Below are 22883 nucleotides of genomic sequence, written 5' to 3'. Positions count from 1 at the left end.
ATGGCAAGCCTCTGCTTGTTCTTCCCCTGTAGTCTGCCGCGTGTCAGTCAGGGAGGACGACGACGTGGACGGATCAGCGCCAATCACCCGCCAACCCGGTTTTTCCACCCGCGCCATTCATGCGGGGTATGAGCCGGCCCAAGAAGGTGGTGCGCTGGTCCCGCCACTGCATCTGTCATCAACGTTCGCGTTCGAGACCGTCGAGGACGCCGGCGCCGCGTTTTCCGGCGAACGACCTGCCCATTTCTATACCCGCATCTCCAACCCGACGCTGGATCTTCTGGAACGGCGCATCGCTGATCTTGAAGGCGCGGCGGCGGGGGTGAGTTTCGGGTCGGGCATGGGCGCGATCACGTCCGTGTTGTGGAGCTTGCTGGAGCCGGGCGATGAAATCCTCGCCGACAAGGCGCTTTATGGCTGCACGTTTTCGTTCCTGAATCATGGGCTCGCCCGGTTCGGGATCAAGGTGCGCCATGTGGATATGAGCGATATTGACGCCGTGATCGCCGCCTTCAGCGACAAGACCCGCGTCGTCTATTTCGAAACCCCCGCCAACCCCACCATGACATTGGTGGATATCGCCGCCGTGTCAGCGGTCGCGCGCGCCCATGACGTGCTGACGGTGATCGACAACACCTACGCCACGCCGCTGATCACCCGGCCGATCGAATTGGGCGCCGATGTGGTGGTGCATTCGGCCACCAAATATCTCGGCGGTCATGGCGATCTGGTGGCCGGGATCGCCGTGGGCTCGGTCGAGGTGATGGAGCGGGTGCGCCTTTATGGTCTGAAGGATATGACGGGCGCCGCCCTGTCGCCGTTCAACGCCATGTTGATCCTGCGCGGGCTGAAAACCCTGTCCTTGCGGATGGAGCGCCACAGCCAGACCGGCCTGGCCGTCGCGCGTTGGCTGAAGGCGCATCCTCAGGTGCGCACCGTCGCCTATCCGGGGCTCGAAGACGGGCCTCAATACGCGCTCGCCAAGGCCCAGATGCGCCATTTCGGCGGCATGATCGCGTTCGAGCTTGAGGGCGGCTATGAGGCGGGCGTCACGATGATGAACGCCATGAAGCTGGCGCTGCGCGCCGTGAGCCTTGGGGATGCGGAAACCCTGATCCAGCACCCGGCCTCCATGACCCATTCCGCCTACAGCCCCGAAGAACGCGCGTTGCACGGCATTTCAGACGGGTTGGTGCGCCTGTCGGTGGGGCTTGAGGATGCAGACGACATCCTCGCTGATCTTGAACAGGCGCTGATGGCTTAGGGCCTACTTCACGACCCGCAGGAACCCGCCGATACGATTGAGCGTGTCGGTGATCTCGGGAAACTCGGCGGCGGATTCCGCCGCGATGCCGGCCGGCACGTCATGGGTTTCCGCGATGGCGTGCAGCGACTTGTAAGCGGCTACGGTGGCGGGATCGTTCGCTGCAATGTCCTTGGCCAGTGAGGCTACGGCGTCGTCCAGCGCGTCCTTGCTGTCATGACTGGCGTTGGCGAGCCCCCACGCCGCGGCGTCCTGGCCTGAAAAGGTCCGCGCCGAGTATGAGATTTCCTTGGCGCGGCGCAGCCCCACCGCATCCACCAAAGTCTGGCTCATCCCCCATGTGGGGCGAATGGCGAATTTGGCGTGGGTGTCGCCGAATTTGGTGTCGTCTGTGGTGTGGATGAAGTCGCAATGCAGGGCGAATTCCAGCGCCCCGGTGAAGCAGGCGCCGTGCACTTTGGCGATGACGGGTTTGGAGCTGGCGCGCACGGCCTGCATGACCCGGCTGGCGGGTTCGTCAAACACCGAGCCGACCCGGCCCGCTTTCGGCTGGGCGCCGGAGAGCACTTTCAGATCCACACCGGCGCTGAAGGCGCGCCCTGCGCCCTCGACGATGATCACCGAGGGACCGTTTGCGTGTTCGGCGCGATGAAACGCGTCGATCAGTTCTTCGAGCATGGGCGGGATCAGCGCGTTCATCGCATCGGGACGGTTCATGCGGATGGTCAGAACGGCGTCGTCACGGAGGGTTTGGATATAGTCGTAAGTCATCATCATCTCTTCATGCGCGCCGGATCGGTTTGCTGTCCCTCCGACCCTGTCGCGAGCGCGGCGCCATCGGTTCGTGTTGCGATCTTGCTCGGTTTCCTGGGTGATGGCGCCACGCTAGCTGTGCTCGCCTTTTGCGTCAGCAAAAAATCGTCTAAGACCAGCCACCCTTCCGCTTTCTCTCCAGACATATCGGTCCGCCCTCATGAAACCGTTTCCCAACAAGTACGACGCCAAAGCTTCCGAAGCCGCCCTGCGCGCCCGCTGGGCCGAGGACGACGCCTTTGTCTGGGATCCGAGCGCGCCGGCGGACTCTGATTACGTGATCGACACGCCGCCGCCGACCGTGTCGGGCGCGCTGCATGTGGGCCATGTCTATTCCTACACCCAGACCGACATCATGGCGCGCTATATGCGGATGAGCGGCCGCAACGTGCTTTATCCGATCGGCTGGGATGATAACGGCCTGCCGACCGAGCGCCTGGTGGAGAAGGTGAAGAAGGTGCGCGGCGGCACCATGTCGCGTGAGGATTTCGTGGCGCTCTGCAAAGAGGTGATCCCGCCTTACGAGCAGCAATTCCGCGATCTGTTCTCGCGTCTGGCGTTGTCTGTGGACTGGAGCCGCGAATACCAGACCATTTCCGACGAGAGCCGGACGGTCAGCCAGATGTCCTTCCTGGACCTCTTTCACAAGGGCCTGCTGGAGCGCCGCCTGGAGCCGACCCTGTGGGATCCGGCGGATCGAACCGCCATCGCCCAGGCCGAGGTGGAAGAGACCGAGCGCGAAGGCAAGCTCAACTATATCCCGTTCGAGATCGAGGGCGGCGGGCTGGAGCCTGCGATCATCGCCACCACGCGCCCTGAACTGATCGGCGCCTGCGGCGGCCTGATGATCCACCCTGATCACCCGCGCGCGGGTGAGCTGATCGGCAAGCGCGCCATCAGCCCGCTCTATAACGTGCCGGTCGAGATCTACGCCGAGGACACGGTGGACCCTGAAAAGGGCACCGGCATCGTGATGTGCTGTACGTTCGGCGATGTCACCGACATCCAGTGGTATCGCACCCACAAACTGCCGCTGCGTCTCGTCATCGACCAGGCCGGCAAGATGATCGACACGCTGCCGCTGGGGACGGACGACTGGCCGTGCCTGGACCTTGAGAGCGCGAAAGCGACCATGGAGGCGCTGGCGGGACTGAAGGCCGCCAAAGCCAAGGAGGCCATCCTTGAGCGGCTGATCGAAAAAGATCTGGTGATCAAGCAGGAAGCCACTCATCAGGTGATCCCCATCGCGGAACGCTCCGGCGCGCCGCTCGAGATCATCGTCACTCCGCAATGGTTCATCCGCACCCTCGATTTCAAGGAGCAGATCCTTGAGAAGGGCCGCGAGATCACCTGGCGTCCTGAATATATGCGCCAGCGTTTTGAAAGTTGGGTGGACGGGCTGAAATGGGATTGGTCCATCTCGCGCCAGCGCCATTTCGGCGTGCCGCTGCCGGTCTGGTATTCCAAGCGTCCGGGCGAAGAAGGCAAGATCCTGATCCCGTCCAAGGACCAGCTGCCGGTCGACCCGACCTCTGATCTGCCCGAAGGCTATGAGGCCCATGAGGTCGAGGGCGAGCGCGATGTGATGGACACCTGGGCGACGTCATCCGTCAGCCCCCAGCTCAACACCCGCTCGATCAATGAAGACTATGCGCTGGATATCGAGTCCCATCGTCGTCAGTTCCCGATGGCGCTGCGTCCGCAGGCGCATGAGATCATCCGCACCTGGGCGTTCTACACCATCGTCAAGGCGCTGCATCACGAGAACAAGGTCCCGTGGTCCAACATCGCCATTTCGGGTTGGTGTCTGGCGTCTGACGGTTCGAAAATGTCCAAATCCAAGGGTAATGTGATCGATCCGATCAAACTGCTCGACGAATATGGCTCCGATCCGGTGCGCTACTGGACCGGCACGTCGCGCCTCGGCCAGGACACGGCTATGTCGCCCAACACCCTTAAACAGGGCAAGCGTCTGGTCACCAAGCTGTGGAACGCCTCAAAGCTTGCCGCGATGAGCCTTGAAGCCGCTGACGCCGCGGGCGCCTTGAAGCCGACGACGCCGAAAACCGATATCGAGAGCGGTCTGATCAGCCATCCGCTGGATCAATGGCTGTTGGGCGAGTTGTCCCAGACCATCGCCAAGGCGACCAAGGCGTTCGAGAACTACGAGTACGCCGCGGCTCAACGCGATATCGAGGATTTCTTCTGGCGCACCTATTGCGACAACTATCTGGAAATCGTCAAACGCCGCACCCGGTTTGAAGGCCAGCCCAACGCCGAGGAAATCTCGGCGGTGCATACGCTGTGGCATGCGACCGACGCCCTGATCCGGCTGTTCGCGCCGTTCATTCCCTATGTGACCGACGCTTTGTACGAAGTTCTGATCGGGGACCGCGAGGGCGCGCCGTCCACGGTTCATGCGCGTGGCATGTGGCCCAAAGCGGACGCGCAGGCGCCAGCGGGCGTCTTTGCTGAAGAAGGCGAGGCGTTTGTCCAGATCCTCGCCGCGGCTCGCAAGGTGAAGTCTGAAGCGCAAGTCTCGATGAAGACGGCCGCGAACACGCTGACGATTTCCGGGCAGGGCGCTGGCTCGGTCGCCGCGCTGATCGGCGAGACGGCCGAAGACCTGATGGCCGTCACGAGCGCAGGCGAGATCGTACGGGCGGAAACCGCCCCGGCTGGCGTCGCCTCCGTCCCCTCGCCGGACGAGCGCTTCACCGTGTCCATGGACCTGATCATTGAGGAGAAGAAGGCGGAGGGCTGACCCTTCGCCTTCCGGGGCGCGGCGCTGCTGGGCCGTGCGGCGCCGAGCGCGCTGGCGTTGAGACGCGCAGCAGCTATTGTGCAGGACTTCCCATAGAAGTCTCTGCCTCTGGAGCCACCGTTTTGACTGCCAAAGCTGCGCCGATCTTTCAGGTATCCGACCTTAATGTGCGTTTTGATACGCCCGATGGCGAAGTCCACGCCGTGCGCGGGGTCAATCTGGAAATCTCGCCAGGCGAATGCCTCGCTGTTGTGGGCGAGTCCGGATCGGGCAAGAGCCAGACCTTCCTGGCGGCCATGGGGCTTCTGGCCTCAAACGGCAAAGCGGAAGGCTCGATCAAATACGCCGGTCAGGAAATCCTGAATCTGCCGCCCTCCAAGCTCAATGCTGTGCGCGGCAAGTCCATGACGATGATTTTCCAGGACCCGCTGACCTCGCTGACCCCGCACATGAAAGTGGGCTCCCAGCTTGAGGAAGTTCTGAAGATCCACACCGATCTGCGCGGCGACGCCGCCACCAAGCGCTGCCTGGACTGGCTGGAACGGGTCCGCATTCCCGAAGCCGCGCGGCGTCTCAAGCAATTCCCGCACGAGCTGTCGGGCGGCATGCGCCAGCGCGTGATGATCGCCATGGCGATGCTGTGCGAGCCTGACCTTCTGATCGCCGACGAGCCGACGACCGCGCTTGATGTGACCGTTCAGGCCCAGGTTCTGGACATCATGGACGAGCTGAAGGCGGAGACCGGCGCGGCGATTGCGCTGATCACCCATGACATGGGCGTAGTGGCGCGCATGGCCGACCGGGTGCAGGTCATGAAACACGGCGAGTATGTGGAAGGCGGCGATGTCTATGACATTTTCAACGCCCCCTCGCACGCCTACACCCAGATGCTGCTGGACGCCATGCCGCGCATCGACCAGCCCGACAAGCCCGGTCATGAAGCCCTGCCGCCGCATGAAGCCATCGGCGACGACAAGGCGCTGCTTATGGCCGATGACGTCAAGGTGCATTTCCCCGTCGTGGTCGGGGGCGGCCTGTTCCCCAGGACCAAGCCCCTGAAGGCTGTGGACGGGGTCAGTTTTGAACTCAAAGAGGGCGAGACCCTAGGCATTGTGGGCGAGTCCGGATGCGGCAAATCCACCCTGGCGCGTGCGGTCTTGCGTCTGGTGCCCGCCAGCGCCGGCTCGGTGAGCTGGATCGGCAAGGATTTGCTCTCGCTCAAACCCAAAGAGCTGCGTGATGCGCGCGAAGATCTGCAGATCGTCTTCCAGGACCCGCTGGCGTCCCTGAACCCGCGCATGAGCATCGGCGCCTCCATCGCCGAACCCATGCTCACCTTCCGTAAGGGCATGTCGTCTAAGGAGCGCGAGGTCGAGGTGAAGGCGATGATGGAGCGGGTCGGCCTCGATCCGAACATGATCAACCGCTATCCGCACGAATTGTCCGGCGGCCAGAACCAACGCGTGGGGATCGCCCGCGCCATGATTTTGAAGCCGAAACTGGTGATCTGCGACGAGGCGGTGTCCGCGCTCGACGTGTCCATCCAGGCGCAGATCATCGAGCTGCTGATCGGACTTCAGAAGGATTTCGGCCTGTCCATGCTGTTCATCTCCCACGACCTGTCGGTCGTGCGCGAGGTGTCTCACCGGGTCATGGTGCTGTATCTGGGCCGCATTGTTGAGCTGGCGGACCGTGAGGCGATTTATACCGACGCACGCCATCCCTACACCCAGGCCCTGATCAGCGCGGTGCCGATCCCGGATCCCGAGATCGAGAAAAATCGCGAACGCCTGGAGCTGACCGGCGACCTTCCCAGTCCGCTCGACAGCCGCGCCCAGCTGCGTTTCATGAAATCCAAGCGGATTGATGATCCGGATGCTGAGCAATACCGCCCGCAGCTGATCGAAGTGGCGCCAGGCCATTGGGTGGCCGAGCACGATCCGATCAAATAAGTCGCAGTCTGGGATGAATCCCAGCTTTTAACGGGAATTCATTTGCCTGTGATCGCGCTGTCCTTATTTTCGCCCTAATTGGCAAACGCCCGAAACTGAGGTTCCTGATCATGGTAAAGCTCCATCCACGCGGTCTCGCCTGGTGTCTGATCCCAATCGCCGCCATGGCGTTGTGGGCTTGCTCTGATCGCGGGGCGCTCGAGAGCGGGGAAGATCAGGCGAAACTCGCCGCGGCTTTTGAAGCGGCGAGCTTTCCGCATGAAGCCAGCGATATCGCGGCCCAGTCTGATGTGCGCTATGGCGTGCTTGAGAACGGGTTGCGCTACGCCATTCTGGAGAACGACACTCCGACCGGCACGGCGGCCCTGCGTCTGGTGTTTGATGTAGGGTCTCTGGCTGAAGAGGATGACCAGCGCGGTCTGGCGCACTTCATCGAACACATGGCGTTCAACGGCACCACGCATGTGCCCGAAGGCGAGATGGTGCCGCTTCTGGAGCGTTACGGCCTGGCGTTCGGCCCGGACACCAACGCCTTCACGGGCCGTGAAGTGGTGGGCTATCAGCTGGACCTGCCCAGCAATTCCGAAGACATGCTGAATGTGGGCCTGTTCCTGTTGCGGGAGACCGCCTCGGAAATGGTGTTCGACAGCGAGGCGATTGATCGTGAGCGCGGCGTCATTCTGGGCGAAGAGCGCTTCCGCAATACGCCGATCCGCCGTTTCTTCAACGCCTATTACACCTTCCTGTATCCTGACACGATCATCACCGAGCGCGACGCCATTGGTACGGTGGAGGTGATCGAGACCGCACCGGCGGAACGGCTGGAAGCGTATTATCGCGATTATTATACGCCCGAACGCGGCATGCTGGTCGTTGTCGGCGATGTGGACGCGGATCTGGTGGAAGAAAAAATCCGCAATGGCTTCGCCATCAACCTGGCTGGGCTGGACGTGGACGCCGTGGAGAGCTTCGCAAACTGGGAGCAACCGCAACCGGCTGCGCCTGACCCCGACATCGGCACGGTCGAAGATCCGCAAGCGCCTGCCTTCGGCTTTTTCTACGATCCGGACGTGTTCACCTTGATCACGGTGGATGTGGTCGAGCCCGGCCCGGCTGCTTATGACACCAAGGCCGCCCGGTTCGAGGATTTGTTGCGTCGTTTGGGGGACGGCATCGTTCAACGCCGGCTGCAAAGCGAGATCAATCGCGGCGCCTCGCCGCTGGTTCAGGCCAGCCTGTCTTATGGCAATGAATTTGGTCTTGTGAACAAGGCGGGCCTGTTCGCCGTCTCAAGCCCGGCGCGTTGGCGCGAAGGCGTGGCGGTTCTGGAACAGGAGCTGCGCCGCGCCCAGGAGTATGGCTTCACTCAGGCCGAGCTGGACGAACAGCTGGCCAATCTGCGCACCAGCCTTCGCAACGCCGTGGACCAGGCGGATACGCGCGAAAGCGGCGATCTGGCGGACGGCCTCTGGTCGAGCTGGATCGAAGGCCAGGTGTTTTCCTCTCCCCAGGATGCGCTGGCGCGCTTTGAAGCGCAGGAAGACCGCATCACGGTGGAAGCCGTGGAAGACGCCTTCAGCGCCATCTGGAAAGCCTCGCCGCCCATGGTGATGGTGGCTGTCAATCAGGACCTGGCGGACGGCGAAGCGGCCGTGCGCGAAGCCTGGCTCGCCGCTTCCGCTGAACCTGTGGAGCCGGTGGAAGATGCAGGCTCAGCCGAGTTCGCCTACACCGAGTTCGGCCCGGCGGGCGACGTGATCAGCACGGATCGGGTCGAGGATCTCGGCGTTGACCAGATCGTTTTTGACAATGGCGTGCGCCTGAACGTCAAAACCACGGATTTTGAAGACAATGTCATCCGCGTCCGGGTGGATTTCGGCGCGGGTGACCTGACCCCGCAGCCCAGCCCGGCGGCGGGCACCATTCTGGGCGCCGTGTTTGGCGGCGGCGGGCTTGAAGCCCATGACCGAGACGAGCTGCAACGACTGCTGGCTGGCCGTTCAGTGGGCTATGGCCTGAATGTGGGGGCTGACACCTTCTCTTTCGCCAACGCCACGACGCCCACCGATTTCGAGCTGCAGATGCAGGTTCTCGCGGCGTTCATGACCGCTCCGGGCTGGCGTGAAGACGGGCTCAACCAGTTCCGCGCCATCGCCGAGGAAATCCGCCGTGGCCAGAACGCGCAAGCCGTTCAGGTGGCGGTGAACCGCGTGGGCCGCATGCTGCGCAGCGGCGATCCGCGTTGGGGGTTCCCGACCGCAGAGGAAGTCAGCGCTTTCACCATGGAGCATGCCCGCACCATGCTGGAGCCGGCGTTGAACAGCGCGCCGATCGAGATCACCATCACCGGCGACGTGACCACCGAGCGCGCCATTGAAGTGGTGGCTGAAACCTTCGGCGCCCTCGATGACCGTGACGCGAGCTGGCCCGCCTATGAAGACAATGCGCGGGTCCGCTTCCCCGAGGCGACGGAACAGCCCGAGATCGTGACCTTCAACGGTCAGGATTATCAGGGCATGGCGAACGTGTACTACCCGACCACGGACGGCATCGATCCGCGCCAGCGCCGGGCCTACGACCTGCTGCGCGCCGTCTATAACCTCAAGGCGATCGACCGCTTCCGGGAGCAGGAAGGCGCGACCTATTCCGCCATCGTCTCCAGCCAGCAGTCGCGCGTCTCTGAAGGCTATGGCTTCTTCTGGGTCGGTCTGGACGTGAATGTGTCCGAAATTGACCGCATGTATGGCATCGCTGACGAGATCTCCCTGGCCATGGCCGGCGGCGACATCACCGAGGATGAGCTGCAGCGCGCACGTCAGCCGATCCTTGAAAGCCTGGAAGAGAATCTCGAGCGCAATCCGTTCTGGGTGAACGCCCTGGCGCGGTCGCAGACGCGTCCCGAGACCCTCGACCATATCCGTTCGGTGCAAGACGATTATCGCGCCGTGACGGTGGAGGAGCTGGTCGCGCTGGCCGCTGACTCGCTCAAGCCTTCAGAGGCCTACCGCGTCACGATTCTGCCGCAAGGGATGTCTGAAGACGCTGGTGAATAATCGGATGGCCCACTTCAGGGCTTCACCGATGTGCTAGAGCTCGACGAGCTGCTTCACACACCCACTCGACGCACGGCGCGGGCCTGATAAGCTCGCGCCGTTTCGCGTTCAGGCCAGGCCTGACACTCTGCGCCCGTCGGCGCGTGAGGACTTAGGGGAGTTCACCATGAACCGTATTGCGCTTTTGACCACCGCCGCGCTTGTCAGCCTGGGCCTCGCCGCCTGTGGCGCGCCGTCCGCCGAAGAGCCCGCCGCCGATACGGGCGGTGAAGAGGCGCTGAGCGAGAGCGAAGCTCAGGTCAACGACATCCTTGAAGCCATGGCGGGCTCGGCCGAAATGTCAGAAGAAGCGTCCATCGTCGCCGAGGCGCGCCAATGCCGCGTCGAGGGTGACGATCCTGAATTCACCGCCCCTGACCGCGCCGAAGATCAGGCGCTCGCTGATTATAACGCTGAAGTGGGCGCGGCCTATCTTGAACAGAACGCCTCAAATCCGTGCGTGTTCACCTTGCCGTCGGGTCTTCAGTTCCGCATCAACCGCGCCCGAGACGGCGTTTCGCCCGATCCGCGCGGCGAAATGGTGGAAGTCGATTACGAAGGCACGCTGATCGACGGCACGGTGTTTGACAGCTCCTATGCGCGCGGCCAGTCCGCCACTTTCCCCTCCAACCGCCTGATCGCAGGCTGGGTGGAAGCGCTGCCGCTGATGCATGTGGGCGAGGAGTGGACGCTGTTCATTCCCTCAAATCTCGCTTACGGCCCCACCGGCACCCCCGGCGGTCCGATCGGCCCGAACGCCACGCTGATCTTCCGCATGGAGCTGATCAGCCTGCCCAACCGTCCGATCGACGAGCAGTAAAGCTGATGCGCACCGCGACCGACTGGCTGGCCGAGCTGGTGTCCTTTGACACCACGTCTCGCAATTCCAACCTGGCTCTGATCGACCAGGTGGAGGACTATCTGGCCGGTCTGGGCGCGGTGTGTCATCGCATCGCCAGCCCCGACGGCAAGAAAGCCAATCTGCATGCGGTTCTGGGGCCGGACGTGGATGGCGGCGTCGTGCTGTCCGGCCATACCGATGTGGTGCCTGTGGACGGTCAGGACTGGAGTTCTGATCCGTTCACGCTGGCAGAACGCGACGGCAAGCTCTATGCGCGCGGCTCATGCGACATGAAGGGCTTCATCGCCTGCGCCTTGGCCCAGGCCCCGAGCTTCGCCAAGGCCGGTCTCAAGCGGCCTGTGCATTTCGCGTTTTCCTATGACGAGGAAGTCGGGTGCCTGGGTGCGCCGGACATGATCGCTCAGATGGCGGGCCATACGCCGCGTCCGTCATGCGTGATTGTGGGCGAGCCCACCGAGATGGCGGTGGTGACAGGCCATAAGGGCCTGTTCTCGGTGCGGGTCGAGGTGTTCGGCAAGGAAGCGCATTCGAGCCTTGTCGAGGACGGCGCCTGCGCCGCGACCAATGCCGTGCGCCTGATGAACTGGATCGTCGAGGAAGCGGACGCCCTTAAAACCAAAGCCCCGGCGGACAGTCCGTTCAACCCGCCCTATGGCACGATGACCATTGGTCAGATGGCGGGCGGCACCGCGATCAATATTCTGGCGCGCCATGCGTGGTTTGAATCCCTGATGCGCCCGGCGCCCTGGGATGACGGACCAGGGTTGGGCCGACGCCTGGCGGAGCGGGCGCGCGCGCTGGAAGCGGAGATGCGCAAGACGGCGCCGGACGCGAAGATCACCATCGAGATCCTGTCGGACGTGCCCCCCCTGCGACCTGAAGAGATGGGAGAGGCGGAAACCCTCGCCCGCGCCCTGACCGGCGATAACAGCCCGCGCGTGGTCGCCTACGGCACCGAAGGCGGTCAGTTCCAGGAAGCAGGCTTTTCAACCGTGATCTGCGGACCCGGCTCGATCGAGCAAGCCCACCAGGCCGATGAGTTCGTCGCCATCAGCGAGCTGGACGCCTGCATGGCCTTTCTGAGAAAGCTCGAACAGCGCCTGAGCGCTTAGGCGGGACTAGCCGCCCGTGCGGGTGATCGTGCCGTCTTCACCGATATGGATGCCGCACTCGGTCTTGTCCTGACCCGCCCAGCGTCCCGCCCGCGGGTCTTCGGCCGGGTCTGAGACTTGCGTGGTGCACGGCAGGCAGCCGATGGAGGGATAGCCGTCCGCCACCATGGGGTGAGGCGGCAGGTCATGCGCTTTGAAATAGGCGTTGATCTGATCGCGTGACCAGTCAAAGAGCGGGTTGAGCTTGAGCTTGCCGTCCTGGATCTCGACCCGCGGCAGGGCGGCGCGATCCCCGCCATGATGGCGTTTGCGCCCTGAAATCCAGACCTTGTACGGGCGCAGCGCGCTGATCAGCGGCAAGGTCTTGCGGATATGACAGCACAGATCAGGATTGGTCTTGTGCAGCACGCCGTCGGGATCATCGGCTTTCAGATGATCTTCATTGGGCGACAGGGTCCGCACATCGCTGAGGCCCAGACGCTCAGACAGCGCGTTGCGATAGGCGAGCGTCTCGTCAAACAGCTGCCCGGTGTCCATGAACAGAACCGGCGTGTCGGGTTTGGCCTGGGCGACGAGATGCAAGATCACCGCGCTTTCCGCCCCGAAGGACGACACCACGCAGGATTCGCCCGGATAAATGCCCGCCAGCACCCGGCGCACCGCGCCCGCGGCGTCGAGCCCGTCCAGCGCCGCGTCGAGCGCTTGCGCGCCCGCTTCCAGCGCCAGCCTGTATTCAGATTTCAACGCCGACATGGGTCACCTGTGCTCGGACCTGGCAGGGTGAGCGGTCAGAGCGCCCGCTTCAAGAGGTGGTGTGCGCAGGGGGTGAGAAAAAAGGCCGGAGACAAAGCTCCGGCCTTTGATCGTCTGGCTCGGATCAGAGCGCTCAGCCTTTTTCGGACTGGGCGGCTTCACGATCCTTGTTCCAGTAAGACACCGATTTGACTTTGGAGCGGTCACAGCGATCGGAATATTTCTTCGCGATCTCGGTGACTTCCTCCATCAGGCCCTCGGCCAGGGTGATCGGCTTCAGACCCATGGACAGGAAGGTGTCGTTCTCCACGTGAAGCTCGTTTTCATCGGCTTCATTGCGCGGATTGGGCAGATAGGCCACTTCGGTCTTGGAGATGTTGGCGATCATCTCGGCCAGTTCGCGGACCCGGTGGGTCTCGGTCATCTGGTTCATGATGCGGGTGCGCTCGCCATGTTCGGGCGGGTTCTCGACCGCCAGCTGGATGCAGCGCACCGTGTCCTGGATATGGATGAAGGCGCGGGTCTGACCGCCCGTGCCGTGCACGGTCATCGGGAAATCGATGGCGGCCTGCATCAGGAAGCGGTTCAGCACGGTGCCGTAATCGCCGTCATAATCGAAACGGTTGATCAGGCGCTCGTCTTTTTTGGTTTCTTCAGTCTGGGTGCCCCAGACGATGCCCTGGTGCAGGTCGGTGATCTTCACCTTGTCGTTCTTGTTGTAGAAGTGGAAGAACAACTGATCCTGCGTCTTGGTCATGTGGTAGATCGAGCCCGGATTGGCCGGGTACAGGATCTCCTGATCCTTCAGGCCTTCGCGGGTCTCAACTTTGACCTTCAGATAGCCTTCGGGGATTTTCATGCCCGCGGTGCCGTAGCCGTACACGCCCATGGTGCCGAGGTGAACCAGGTGGATGTCCAGCCCGGTGTCCACGATGGCGGCCAGCACGTCGTTGGTGGCGTTGAGGTTATTGTCCACGGTGTAGCGCTTGTGGCGCGCGGACTTCATCGAGTACGGCGCAGCGCGCTGTTCGGCGAAGTGAATGATGGAGTCCGGTTTCTCTTCCAGGATCAGGTCGACCAGTTCCTGATAGTCCTTGCCTATGGTGAGATCCTTGAAGCGAATCTCTTTGCCGGACACCTCTTTCCAGGCCTGCAGGCGTTCGCCCATGGGGCGGATCGGCGTCAGAGAGTCGACTTCCAGCTCGATATCGATCTTGCGACGAGACAGATTGTCCACGATTACAACGTCATGGCCACGCGCAGACAGATGCAGCGCAGACGGCCAGCCGCAGAAACCATCACCGCCGAGCACGAGTACTTTCATCTCAATCCCCAAAAAAGACTGTCCTGACCCTGTCAGAATTTTGACGAGGTTTCTTGCAGTTCATGGGCTCCGATGCAAGGGCGGGACGCGGTCCCGGCGCCCGGCGTATGGACGGACGGTCGGGAACCGTCTAAACCGCGCGCGATATCTCTCAAGGCCGCAAGCGCTTGGCTGCGCCCGGCTCAAACCGATAAAAAGGAGCGGATCATGGCGCTGCGTGTGGCGATCAACGGATTTGGCCGGATCGGCCGTCTGGCTCTGCGGGCTCTGGTGGAGCACCAGCAGGCTGGCGAGATCGAGGTTGTGGCCATCAATAATTCGGGCACCGCTGAAGCCATCGCCCATTTGTTCGCGTTTGACAGCGTGCATGGCCGCTATCGCGGCGATCTGACCACCGGCGAAGACTGGATGGATCTGGGTTTCGGCAAGATCACCAAGGTCAATGAGCGCGACCCCTCCAAGCTGCCCTGGGCGGATATGGGCATTGATCTGGTGATGGAATGCACCGGCCAGTTCAATGACAAGGCCAAGGCCATGGCCCATATCGAGGCGGGCGCCAAACGTGTCCTGTGCTCGGCGCCGGCCAAGAACGCCGACAAGACCATTGTTTATGGCGTGAACCATGATCAGCTGACCGCAGACGACATCGTCGTCTCCAACGCGTCGTGCACCACCAACGGCTTGGCGCCCGTGGCCAAGGTGCTCAATGACGCGGTCGGCATCGAACGCGGTCACATGACCACCATCCACGCCTATACCGGCGACCAGCCCACGCTCGACCGCAATCACAAGGATTTGCACCGCGCCCGCGCGGCGGCGATGTCCATGATCCCCACCTCCACTGGCGCGGCCAAGGCTGTGGGTCTGGTGCTGCCGGAGCTGGCGGGCAAGCTCGACGGTTCGGCTGTGCGCGTGCCGACCCCGAACGTGTCGCTGATCGACCTGGTGTTCACGCCGGGCAAGGCCACGTCGGTTGAAGAGCTGTCATCGGCGATCAAGGCGGCCGCAGACGGACCGATGAAGGGCATTCTCGGCTATGACACCGCGCCGCTCGTCTCCATCGACTATAACCATGACAGCCGCTCGTCGGTGGTGGCGCTCGACAAGATCAATGTGATCGACGAACGCCTGGTCCGCGTCATGACCTGGTATGACAATGAGTGGGGCTTTGCGTGCCGAATGCTCGACACCGCCAAGGCCATGGGCCGCTTCCTCTAAGCTGACGGACCTTGAAGGGACGCTGACATGATCCGCCGTATCGAAGACGCCGACATCGCCGGCAAGCGCGTTCTGGTCCGCGTGGACTTCAACGTGCCCATGCAGAACGGGAGCGTCAGCGATGACACCCGTTTGCGCGCGGCGCTGCCGACCATCGCCTTCCTGCGCGAGGCGGGGGCGAAAGTGATCCTGATGGGGCATTTTGGCCGCCCCAAGGGGCAGCGCAATCCGCAGATGAGCCTGGCGCCGATCGCGACGCCGCTGGCGGATCTGATCGGCCATCCGGTGAAGTTCGTCTCTGATTGCGTCGGCGAAGATCCGAAAGGCGCGATCTCCTTGATGAAGGCGGGCGATGTGCTCTTGCTCGAGAACACCCGCTTTCATGCGGGCGAAGAGAGCAACGACCCGGCGTTTTCCGCCCAGCTGGCCGACCTCGCGGATGTGTATGTGAACGACGCCTTCTCCGCCGCCCACCGCGCGCATGCGTCCACCGAAGGCGTGGCCCGGCTGTTGCCGGCCTATGCCGGTCTGGCGCTCCAGCGCGAGATCGACCATGTGACGGCGGCGCTCGACAACCCCAACCGTCCGGTGCTGGCGGTGGTGGGCGGAGCCAAGGTCTCAACCAAGATCGAGTTGTTGAAAAACCTCGTCAAAAAGGTGGATCGCCTGTTTGTGGGCGGCGCCATGGCGAACACTTTCCTGGCCGCGCGCGGTCATGATGTGGGGGCGAGCCTGTACGAAGTCGATCTGATCGACACCGCCAAGGCCATCGACGAGGCGGCGGGGGCGGCGCAATGCATGTTGCTGCTGCCCACCGACGTGGTGGTGGCCAAGGAGTTCAAACCCCATGCCGACCGCCGGGTCGTCCCGGTGGAGGAGGTCGCCGCGACCGAGATGATCCTGGATTGCGGTCCCGAGACGGTTGATCAGCTCGCCGACGCCATCGCCGCGTCGCGCACGCTGGTCTGGAATGGCCCGCTGGGCGCGTTCGAAACGCCGCCCTTTGACACCGCCACGGTGGAGGCGGCCCGCTATGCCGCGTCGCGCTGCAAAGATCATGGCCTGACGGCTGTGGCGGGCGGAGGCGATACGGTCGCCGCGCTCAACCAGGCGGGCGTGTCGAGTGATTTCACCTTCGTCTCGACGGCTGGCGGCGCGTTTCTGGAATGGCTGGAAGGCAAGGCTCTGCCCGGCGTGGAAGCGCTTCGGGACTAGGTCTTGACCATTCGCCCGCTCGGGGCGAAACACACACTCAATTCGGCGATGCTCGCCACTTATCATCTTACGGGGGACGACGGTCATGGACATCGATCAGCTCAACGAAATCGCGATCCGCATGACGGCGCCGGGCAAGGGCCTTCTGGCCGCCGACGAATCCACGCGCACCATCGGCAAGCGTTTTGACGGCATCGGCCTTGAAAACACCGAGGATAATCGCCGCAACTGGCGCGAGATGCTGTTCCGCACCACCCCCGCCATGACCGACCATGTCTCCGGCGTGATCCTGTTTGATGAAACCCTGCGCCAGAAAGCCGCCGACGGCACGCCGCTGGTGAAGCTGATCGAAGACGCCGGCGCAGTGCCGGGCATCAAGGTCGACGCGGGCGCCAAGGCGCTTGCGGGCGCCGAAGGCGAGACCATCACCGAGGGCCTCGATGGTCTGCGCGAGCGTCTGGCCGAGTATCATGATCTGGGCGCGCGCTTCGCCAAATGGCGCGCCGTCATCGACATCAATGGCGAGGACATTCCCTCCCAGTACGCCGTGGATGTGAACGTGCACGCGCTGGCCCGCTACGCGGCGCTGTGCCAGGAAGCCAATATCGTCCCCATCGTCGAGCCCGAGGTTCTGATGGATGGCGATCACTCCATCGAGCGCTGTTATGAAGTGACCGAGTTCACCCTCAAGCGTCTCTACGCCGAGCTGTTTGATCAGGGCGTGATCCTGGAAGGCACGGTCCTGAAGCCGAACATGGTGATCGCGGGCAAGAAGTGCGCCGATCAGGCCAGCCGCGAGGAAGTGGCCGAGATGACGGCGCAATGCCTTCTGAACACGGTTCCGGCCGCGGTTCCGGGCATCGCCTTCCTGTCGGGCGGTCAGTCCGATCTGGACGCCACCGCGCACCTCAACCTGCTCAATGAAGGCTTCGACATGCCCTGGCCGCTGACCTTCTCCTATGGTCGCGCGCTGCAGGCCGCCCCGCTGAAAGCGTGGAACGGCTCTGATGTCGCCGCTGGTCAGAAAGCCTTCAACCACCGCGCCCGCATGAACGGCCTCGCCGCGCTGGGCGAGTGGAATGAGGGTCTGGAAAGCGAAGGCTAAGCCTCGCTCATGACATGGCTTGAACCGACCGCCGCTGGGCTCGGCGTGCTTTGCCTGTTCTTTTTGATCCGGCAGAGCATGTGGGCCTGGCCGGTCGGCATCGCCATGACCAGCCTTTATGCGCTGATCTTTTTTGACGTTCGGCTGTATTCCGACTTCGGCCTGCAGCTCATTTTCTGCGTCCTGCAGGCCTATGGCTGGTGGTTCTGGTTGTCTCACCGCGACAAGGCCGAGGCTGACAGTCAGGCGCCTGTGATCTGGCTGGGCCTTCGGAAACTCCTGCCCTGGCTGGCGGTTGGCGCTGTGGGCGCGTTGATCCTGGGCCTTGTGATGGACCGCTTCACCGATGCGGACTTGCCGTATTGGGATGCGATGACCACGAGCTTCAGCCTGGTCGCCCAGTTCATGCTGGCGCGCAAATACCTTGAGAACTGGCTGGTCTGGATCGGCGTCGATGTGGTCGCCATCGGGGTCTACGCTTACAAGGGCCTCTTGCTCACCAGCGGGCTCTACGCCCTGTTTCTGGTGATGTGCATCTGGGGTTTCTGGCAATGGCGCCGGGATTCACGCGCGGAGCCCGAAGCCGCGCCGGCCCAATGACCCGGCCCGTCCATGGATTTGTTCTGGGCAAGTTCATGCCGCCCCATGCCGGGCATATGTATCTGTGCGATTTTGCGGCCGGGCTCTGCGATCAGCTGACCATTCTTGTCTGTTCGCTCGATCGTGAGCCCATACCGGGCAAGCTGCGTCATGAGTGGATGAGCGCGCTCTATCCCGACGCCCGTGTGCTGCATTACGACCGTGACGTGCCTCAGGAGCCTTCCGAGAGTCCTGAATTCTGGGACATCTGGCGCGAATTGGTCCGCAGCGTTCATCCCGAACCCATTCACCGTGTCTTTGCGTCCGAGGATTATGGTTTGAGGTTGGCCAAGGAGCTGGGCGCAGAGTTCTGGCCCGCGGATATCGCGCGCGTCTGCCGTCCGGTCAGCGGCACGCAGATCCGGCAAAAGCCTATCGCCCACTGGTCGATGATCGCGCCGACCGCCCGTCCCTGGTTCACCCGTACGATCGTCATGCATGGCCCGGAAAGCACCGGCAAGTCCGTGTTGGGGCAGGAGCTCGCTCAGGCGCTGGGCGGCGCCTATGCGCCTGAATTCGGCCGCGCCTGGTGTGAGCTCTACGGGACCGATTGCAGCGCGCAGGACCTGCGCAACATTGCTGCGGGACAGACCGCAGCGATCGAGGCGGCCCGGCGCACGGCGGAAGGCTTCGTGATATCGGACACGGACGGACTTCTGACCGAGGTCTGGTCGCAGATGATGCTGGGCGGTTCGGTGTTCGATCCGCCGCCGGACCCGGACGGCGATCTCTACCTTCTGACCGATATTGATCAGCCCTTCGTGGATGACGGCACGCGGGTCTATGGCGATCCGGCGGATCGCCAGCGCTTTTTCGAGCTCTCCGTTGAGGCGCTGGAGCGGCGCGGCGTTGATTATGTGCGCCTGTCCGGGAGCTGGGAGCAGCGGCGCGTCACGGCGCTTGACGCCATTGCACAGCGCTTCGCGCAGTTGACCCGAGACGCGTGACCTTTCGGGCTGTCGCGGTATCGTGCTTGCGTGGACACCGCAGACCGGAGGACCTTCATGACAGCCAACCCCTTTGATCAAGGCGGCGCCCGTTACGCCGCCGGTCGTCCGATCTATCCGCCACAGCTCGCCTTCACGCTGGAAGGGCTGGTCAGCACCCACAAGCTCGCGGTCGATGTGGGCTGCGGCACGGGGCAGTTATCCGTGCTGCTGGCGGAGTATTTTGATGAGGTGCGGGCCTTTGACCCCAGCGACAGCCAGCTCGCCCATGCGCGCCCCCACCCCAAGGTCAGCTACGCGAAATCCCCCGCCGAGGCCCTGCCGGTGGCGAGCGGCAGCGCGAACCTGATTACGGCGGCGCAGGCGGCGCACTGGTTTGACCGCCCGCGCTTTTACGCCGAAGTGCGCCGGATCGCGGCGCCGGGCGCGGTGCTGGCGTTGATCACCTATAACAACGCCGAGGCGAATACGCCCGCCATGAAGCCCATTGGCCAGCTTTATCATGCGCTTGATCCGTGGTGGCGGCCCGAGCGCGAAGATGTCGAGACCGCCTATGCGCGGTTTGACTTCCCCTTTGACGAGATCGCCGTGAAAGGTGGCGCGATCGTCCATGACTGGACGTTTGATGAAATGGCCGCCTATCTCGAAAGCTGGTCCGCCCTGCGCGGCGCGCGCGCTGCGGGCGAGGATGCTTTGGTGGACGGCTATCTCGATCAGGCGCGCGAGGCTTGGGGCGACGGCGAGGTCCGGGTGCGCTGGCCGATCACGGTTCGCGCCGGTTTCGTCCACACGCCGCCTAACCTCTAATCCGCCCCCCGATCCGGCGCCGCGATACTGAGACCCGTTTTATCAAAGGGGTGTCAGATGACCGGAAACGATCTTGTCCGTATCGCCAGCGCGCATATCGGCGAAGCCTATCACTTGGGCGCTGTGGCGGAGATGGACAACAAAGACTATGCCGGGCCGTGGGATTGCGCCGACTTTGTCAGCTGGTGCGTTTATCAGGCCTATGGGGTCAAGGCGGGGGTGACGTCGGCGGGGCATCCGTATTCAGGCGCCTGGATCACCCATGCCGAAAACCCCGCGCACGCTCTGACCGTCGAAGCAGCGTTTGAGACGCCGGGCGCCGTGCTGGTGCGCCGTCCCCATCATTATGGCGCGGGCCATGTGGCGATCAGCGACGGGCAGGGGGGCACGATCGAGGCGCGCGGCCAGCGCTATGGCGTGGTGCGGGCCAAGGGGCAGGGGCGGGTCTGGGATCTGGGCAGCACGATTGCGGGCGTTGCGTATCAGGGGCCGCCCTGAGCGCGACCGATACAGATTGTTCCTTTTCAGACTGCGCCGGGTTAGGAGAAGGGCATGGCCGAGCTTTATCTTCTGACCCCGCCCAAAATTGATGCTGACTTTGCGGACGTGCTGGCGCGCACGCTGGATGCGGGACGCGTCTCCGCCTTGCAGCTGCGCCTCAAAGAGCATTCGGACGCTGAAATCGAGGCGCTGGCGCCGAAACTGATCGAGATCGCGCATCAGCGCGGCGTGTCCGTGATCCTGAACGATAACCCGGCGCTGGCGGCGAAGCTGGGCTGCGATGGCGTCCATATCGGCCAGGAAGACGGCTCGATCCGTGACGCCCGCGCCGTCCTGGGCCCCAAAGCCATCATAGGCGTGACCTGTCATGACAGCCGCCATCTGGCGATGACGGCCGGGGAGCAGGGCGCGGATTACGTCGCTTTTGGCGCTTTTTTCGACACCGCCACGAAATCGCCCAAGACGCGCGCTGATCTGGACATACTGGTCTGGTGGACCGAATTGTTCGAACTGCCCTGTGTCGCGATTGGGGGAATAACCTTGGAGACCGCCTCCGGGGTGATCGCAGCCGGGGCCGATTATATTGCAGTATGCGGCGGGGTCTGGTCGCATCCCGATGGACCGGAGGCCGCATGCGCGGGCTTGTCTCAACTCTTGGACTGATCCTGTGCCTGGGCGGTTCCGCCTGGGCCGTGCAGGAGGCGCCGACCGTCCCGACCGCTCAGGAGGTCCAGGGACCGCCCGCGGCTGACACGGCCTTGCCGCCCCTGCCTGAAGGCCTGGCGGAAGACTTCGCGCGTGACGCCAGCGGCGACGCCGTCGAGGGCCGGTCGCTGACCAATTCAGCCATGGCGAGCGCGTCAGCGGCCTATCTGGTCGGTGATTATCAAGGCGCCTTGATCCACGCCCAGCGGGCGGCTGCGGGCGGTGAAGCCCGCGGCGCGACCTTGGCGGGACATATCCTGCTGCATGGCTTGTCCGCTGAGGCGAGCGATGAAGACGCTGTGCGCTGGTTCCGCCGGGCGGCGGATCTGGGCGAGCCGGACGCGCTGATCATCCTGTCGCGGCTGGCGGAAGAAGAACGCGGCGGGCTTCAGGTCTGGCAATCGCGCGAGTATCTCGCTCAGGCCGCTGAAGCCGGCGATGCGCGCGGCGCCCATGAATATGGCCTGTATCTGATGGAGCGCGGCGATCCCGGCGCGGCTGAAGAGGCGATGAACTGGTTGCAGCTTGCCGCGCAAAGCGGGCGCCCTGAAGCGTATGGCGATTACGCGTACGCGTTGGCGGACTGGGACCACGGACCGCATGATCTGAGCGCGGCGCGCACCTGGTATGTGCGGGCAGGCGAAGCAGGTGATCCCAGCGCGGCTCTGATTGCGGGCCTGATGATGATGCAGGGCGAGGGTGGCGAGCCTGATGAGGCAGGCGGCGCCCGGATGATCCGCATGGCCGCTGAATACGGTCTGCCCGCCGCCATGGGCCAGCATGCCTTGTTGTTGTTTCAGGGTGTCGCCGGCCAGCCGCCCAACCCGTCCGGCGCCGTGGACTGGGCGCGTCAGGGCGCTGACGCCAACGATCCCGACAGCCAGTTCCTGCTCGCTTATGCGCTGGCGAGCGGCGATGGCGCGCCGCAAAATCTTGAGCGCGCCTATTACTGGGTGCTGCGCGCGGCTGCGCCACGGGGCGGCCGCACGCCGGAGGATTTTGACCGGGATCGTCTGGAAGCGTCGCTGGAGACTGCGCTGCCGGAGGCGGTGCAAGAGCGTGTTCGGGTCGAAGCGGCGGTGCATTCGAGCCCGTTTTAACTGTGTCAGGCCCGTCCGTGCGGGCCTCGCGTCAGACGTGCAGCTTGCCCGTACTGGGCGGCCCTGTTAAACGAGCGCGGCTGAATTCATGGGCGGCGCTGAAGGTTTGTGCGGCGCGCCTGTTCCAGAAACGGACCTTCCGATGAAAATCAACGGCAATGAAATCAAGCCTGGCAACGTGATCAAGCATCAGGACACCCTGTGGGTGGCGGTGAAAGCGGATCACGTGAAACCGGGCAAGGGCGGCGCGTTCGCCCAGGTCGAACTGAAAAACCTGCTCGACGGTCGCAAGCTCAATGAACGTTTCCGCTCGGCGGACAAGGTTGAGAAGGTGCGCCTTGAGCAAAAGGACCATCAATTCCTCTATCCCGAGGGTGAGATGCTGGTGTTCATGGACACCGAAAACTACGAGCAGACCAGCCTGCCCGTCGATTTTGTCGGCGAAGAGCGCGCGGCGTATTTGACTGACGGCATGATGGTCGTTCTGGAAATCTACGAAGAGAAGCCCATCGGCATCGAGCTGCCCAAGCATGTGGAGCTTGAAGTGATCGAGACCGAGCCGGTGGTCAAAGGGCAAACGGCGGCGAACTCGTTCAAACCCGCCTTGCTCACCGGAAATATCCGCACCGCCGTGCCGCCTTTCGTGGGTGTGGGCGAGCGTATTGTCGTGGCCACGGAAGACGGCTCCTATGTCCGTCGGGCGGAGTAAG

At 63.3% G+C, this 22883-nt stretch carries 19 protein-coding genes; 16 read left to right on the top strand and 3 right to left on the bottom strand.

Annotated features, from left to right (window positions below):
* Window positions 1–64: 64 nt before the first annotated feature.
* Window positions 65–1264 carry a methionine gamma-lyase gene (locus ACTIGF_RS04905; RefSeq protein WP_439635802.1) on the top strand — a complete coding sequence of 400 codons (1200 nt, stop codon included), beginning with the start codon at window positions 65–67 and terminating at the stop codon, window positions 1262–1264.
* 3 nt (window positions 1265–1267) lie between these two features.
* On the opposite strand, the gene ACTIGF_RS04900 is transcribed toward ACTIGF_RS04905, so the two are convergent.
* Window positions 1268–2035 carry an enoyl-CoA hydratase/isomerase family protein gene (locus tag ACTIGF_RS04900; protein WP_439635801.1) on the bottom strand — a complete coding sequence of 256 codons (768 nt, stop codon included), beginning with the start codon at window positions 2033–2035 and terminating at the stop codon, window positions 1268–1270.
* Between the two features lie 202 nt (window positions 2036–2237).
* On the opposite strand from ACTIGF_RS04900, the gene ACTIGF_RS04895 reads away from it, so the two are divergent.
* From ACTIGF_RS04895 to argE, 5 genes are all read left to right on the top strand, one after another.
* Window positions 2238–4841: a valine--tRNA ligase gene (locus ACTIGF_RS04895; RefSeq protein WP_439635800.1), complete on the top strand. Its 2604-nt coding sequence runs from the start codon at window positions 2238–2240 to the stop codon at window positions 4839–4841.
* A 122-nt stretch (window positions 4842–4963) separates the two neighbouring features.
* Window positions 4964–6793, top strand: coding sequence for an ABC transporter ATP-binding protein (locus ACTIGF_RS04890; RefSeq protein WP_439635799.1), 1830 nt, complete (start codon window positions 4964–4966; stop codon window positions 6791–6793).
* Between the two features lie 110 nt (window positions 6794–6903).
* Complete coding sequence (locus ACTIGF_RS04885; protein WP_439635798.1) at window positions 6904–9846, top strand: M16 family metallopeptidase; 2943 nt, start codon at window positions 6904–6906, stop codon at window positions 9844–9846.
* A 166-nt stretch (window positions 9847–10012) separates the two neighbouring features.
* Entirely contained in the window at window positions 10013–10705 is a 693-nt protein-coding gene (locus ACTIGF_RS04880; protein ID WP_439635797.1) for an FKBP-type peptidyl-prolyl cis-trans isomerase, read from the top strand.
* Between the two features lie 5 nt (window positions 10706–10710).
* A complete protein-coding gene (argE, locus tag ACTIGF_RS04875) occupies window positions 10711–11859 on the top strand; it encodes an acetylornithine deacetylase (RefSeq protein WP_439635796.1) in 1149 nt (382 codons plus the stop codon).
* Window positions 11860–11865: 6 nt separating this feature from the next.
* Here the strand turns inward: argE and ACTIGF_RS04870 are convergent, their stop codons facing one another.
* Complete coding sequence (locus ACTIGF_RS04870) at window positions 11866–12612, bottom strand: phosphoadenylyl-sulfate reductase (RefSeq protein WP_439635795.1); 747 nt, start codon at window positions 12610–12612, stop codon at window positions 11866–11868.
* Window positions 12613–12745: 133 nt separating this feature from the next.
* Window positions 12746–13936, bottom strand: a complete 1191-nt coding sequence (locus ACTIGF_RS04865) for an NAD-dependent epimerase/dehydratase family protein (protein ID WP_439635794.1) — start codon at window positions 13934–13936, stop codon at window positions 12746–12748.
* A gap of 207 nt (window positions 13937–14143) precedes the next feature.
* Here ACTIGF_RS04865 and gap point away from each other — a divergent pair, with 207 nt between their 5' ends.
* From gap to efp, 10 genes are all read left to right on the top strand, one after another.
* Window positions 14144–15154, top strand: a complete 1011-nt coding sequence (gene gap, locus ACTIGF_RS04860; protein ID WP_439635793.1) for a type I glyceraldehyde-3-phosphate dehydrogenase — start codon at window positions 14144–14146, stop codon at window positions 15152–15154.
* A 27-nt stretch (window positions 15155–15181) separates the two neighbouring features.
* Window positions 15182–16369 carry a phosphoglycerate kinase gene (locus ACTIGF_RS04855; RefSeq protein ID WP_439635792.1) on the top strand — a complete coding sequence of 396 codons (1188 nt, stop codon included), beginning with the start codon at window positions 15182–15184 and terminating at the stop codon, window positions 16367–16369.
* A gap of 85 nt (window positions 16370–16454) precedes the next feature.
* Entirely contained in the window at window positions 16455–17474 is a 1020-nt protein-coding gene (locus tag ACTIGF_RS04850) for a class I fructose-bisphosphate aldolase (RefSeq protein WP_439635791.1), read from the top strand.
* Between the two features lie 9 nt (window positions 17475–17483).
* A complete protein-coding gene (gene pnuC / locus ACTIGF_RS04845; RefSeq protein WP_439635790.1) occupies window positions 17484–18074 on the top strand; it encodes a nicotinamide riboside transporter PnuC in 591 nt (196 codons plus the stop codon).
* Window positions 18071–19060, top strand: a complete 990-nt coding sequence (locus tag ACTIGF_RS04840) for an AAA family ATPase (protein ID WP_439635789.1) — start codon at window positions 18071–18073, stop codon at window positions 19058–19060. The genes pnuC and ACTIGF_RS04840 overlap by 4 nt, the downstream gene beginning before the upstream one ends.
* Before the next feature lie 57 nt (window positions 19061–19117).
* Complete coding sequence (locus ACTIGF_RS04835; RefSeq protein ID WP_439635788.1) at window positions 19118–19867, top strand: class I SAM-dependent methyltransferase; 750 nt, start codon at window positions 19118–19120, stop codon at window positions 19865–19867.
* A gap of 57 nt (window positions 19868–19924) precedes the next feature.
* Complete coding sequence (locus tag ACTIGF_RS04830; RefSeq protein WP_439635787.1) at window positions 19925–20365, top strand: CHAP domain-containing protein; 441 nt, start codon at window positions 19925–19927, stop codon at window positions 20363–20365.
* Window positions 20366–20419: 54 nt separating this feature from the next.
* Window positions 20420–21031 (top strand): thiamine phosphate synthase, encoded by a 612-nt coding sequence (gene thiE / locus ACTIGF_RS04825; protein ID WP_439635786.1) that lies wholly within the window; start codon window positions 20420–20422, stop codon window positions 21029–21031.
* The gene (locus tag ACTIGF_RS04820; RefSeq protein WP_439635785.1) at window positions 21001–22173 is read left to right on the top strand and encodes a tetratricopeptide repeat protein; all 1173 of its coding nucleotides are present in this window, start codon (window positions 21001–21003) and stop codon (window positions 22171–22173) included. Before thiE ends, ACTIGF_RS04820 begins: the two co-directional genes overlap by 31 nt.
* Before the next feature lie 142 nt (window positions 22174–22315).
* On the top strand, window positions 22316–22882 hold the full coding sequence (gene efp / locus ACTIGF_RS04815) for an elongation factor P (RefSeq protein ID WP_439635784.1): 567 nt from the start codon (window positions 22316–22318) through the stop codon (window positions 22880–22882).
* Window position 22883: the final 1 nt, after the last annotated feature.

Source organism: Oceanicaulis sp., assembly GCF_051859625.1.
In the GTDB taxonomy this organism is placed as follows: domain Bacteria; phylum Pseudomonadota; class Alphaproteobacteria; order Caulobacterales; family Maricaulaceae; genus Oceanicaulis.
The sequence above is the reverse complement of the archived record's forward strand: the minus strand, read 5'-3'. Positions and strand labels throughout refer to the sequence as shown.

Coding starts and splice junctions, on each gene's coding strand:
- thiE (WP_439635786.1), top strand. CDS start 20,420: ATGGCCGAGCTTTATCTTCTGACCCCGCCCAAAATTGATGCTGACTTT.
- ACTIGF_RS04855 (WP_439635792.1), top strand. CDS start 15,182: ATGATCCGCCGTATCGAAGACGCCGACATCGCCGGCAAGCGCGTTCTG.
- argE (WP_439635796.1), top strand. CDS start 10,711: ATGCGCACCGCGACCGACTGGCTGGCCGAGCTGGTGTCCTTTGACACC.
- ACTIGF_RS04835 (WP_439635788.1), top strand. CDS start 19,118: ATGACAGCCAACCCCTTTGATCAAGGCGGCGCCCGTTACGCCGCCGGT.
- ACTIGF_RS04840 (WP_439635789.1), top strand. CDS start 18,071: ATGACCCGGCCCGTCCATGGATTTGTTCTGGGCAAGTTCATGCCGCCC.
- gap (WP_439635793.1), top strand. CDS start 14,144: ATGGCGCTGCGTGTGGCGATCAACGGATTTGGCCGGATCGGCCGTCTG.
- ACTIGF_RS04850 (WP_439635791.1), top strand. CDS start 16,455: ATGGACATCGATCAGCTCAACGAAATCGCGATCCGCATGACGGCGCCG.
- ACTIGF_RS04880 (WP_439635797.1), top strand. CDS start 10,013: ATGAACCGTATTGCGCTTTTGACCACCGCCGCGCTTGTCAGCCTGGGC.
- ACTIGF_RS04820 (WP_439635785.1), top strand. CDS start 21,001: ATGCGCGGGCTTGTCTCAACTCTTGGACTGATCCTGTGCCTGGGCGGT.
- ACTIGF_RS04900 (WP_439635801.1), bottom strand. CDS start 2,035: ATGACTTACGACTATATCCAAACCCTCCGTGACGACGCCGTTCTGACC.
- ACTIGF_RS04895 (WP_439635800.1), top strand. CDS start 2,238: ATGAAACCGTTTCCCAACAAGTACGACGCCAAAGCTTCCGAAGCCGCC.
- ACTIGF_RS04870 (WP_439635795.1), bottom strand. CDS start 12,612: ATGTCGGCGTTGAAATCTGAATACAGGCTGGCGCTGGAAGCGGGCGCG.
- ACTIGF_RS04885 (WP_439635798.1), top strand. CDS start 6,904: ATGGTAAAGCTCCATCCACGCGGTCTCGCCTGGTGTCTGATCCCAATC.
- ACTIGF_RS04865 (WP_439635794.1), bottom strand. CDS start 13,936: ATGAAAGTACTCGTGCTCGGCGGTGATGGTTTCTGCGGCTGGCCGTCT.
- efp (WP_439635784.1), top strand. CDS start 22,316: ATGAAAATCAACGGCAATGAAATCAAGCCTGGCAACGTGATCAAGCAT.
- ACTIGF_RS04830 (WP_439635787.1), top strand. CDS start 19,925: ATGACCGGAAACGATCTTGTCCGTATCGCCAGCGCGCATATCGGCGAA.
- pnuC (WP_439635790.1), top strand. CDS start 17,484: ATGACATGGCTTGAACCGACCGCCGCTGGGCTCGGCGTGCTTTGCCTG.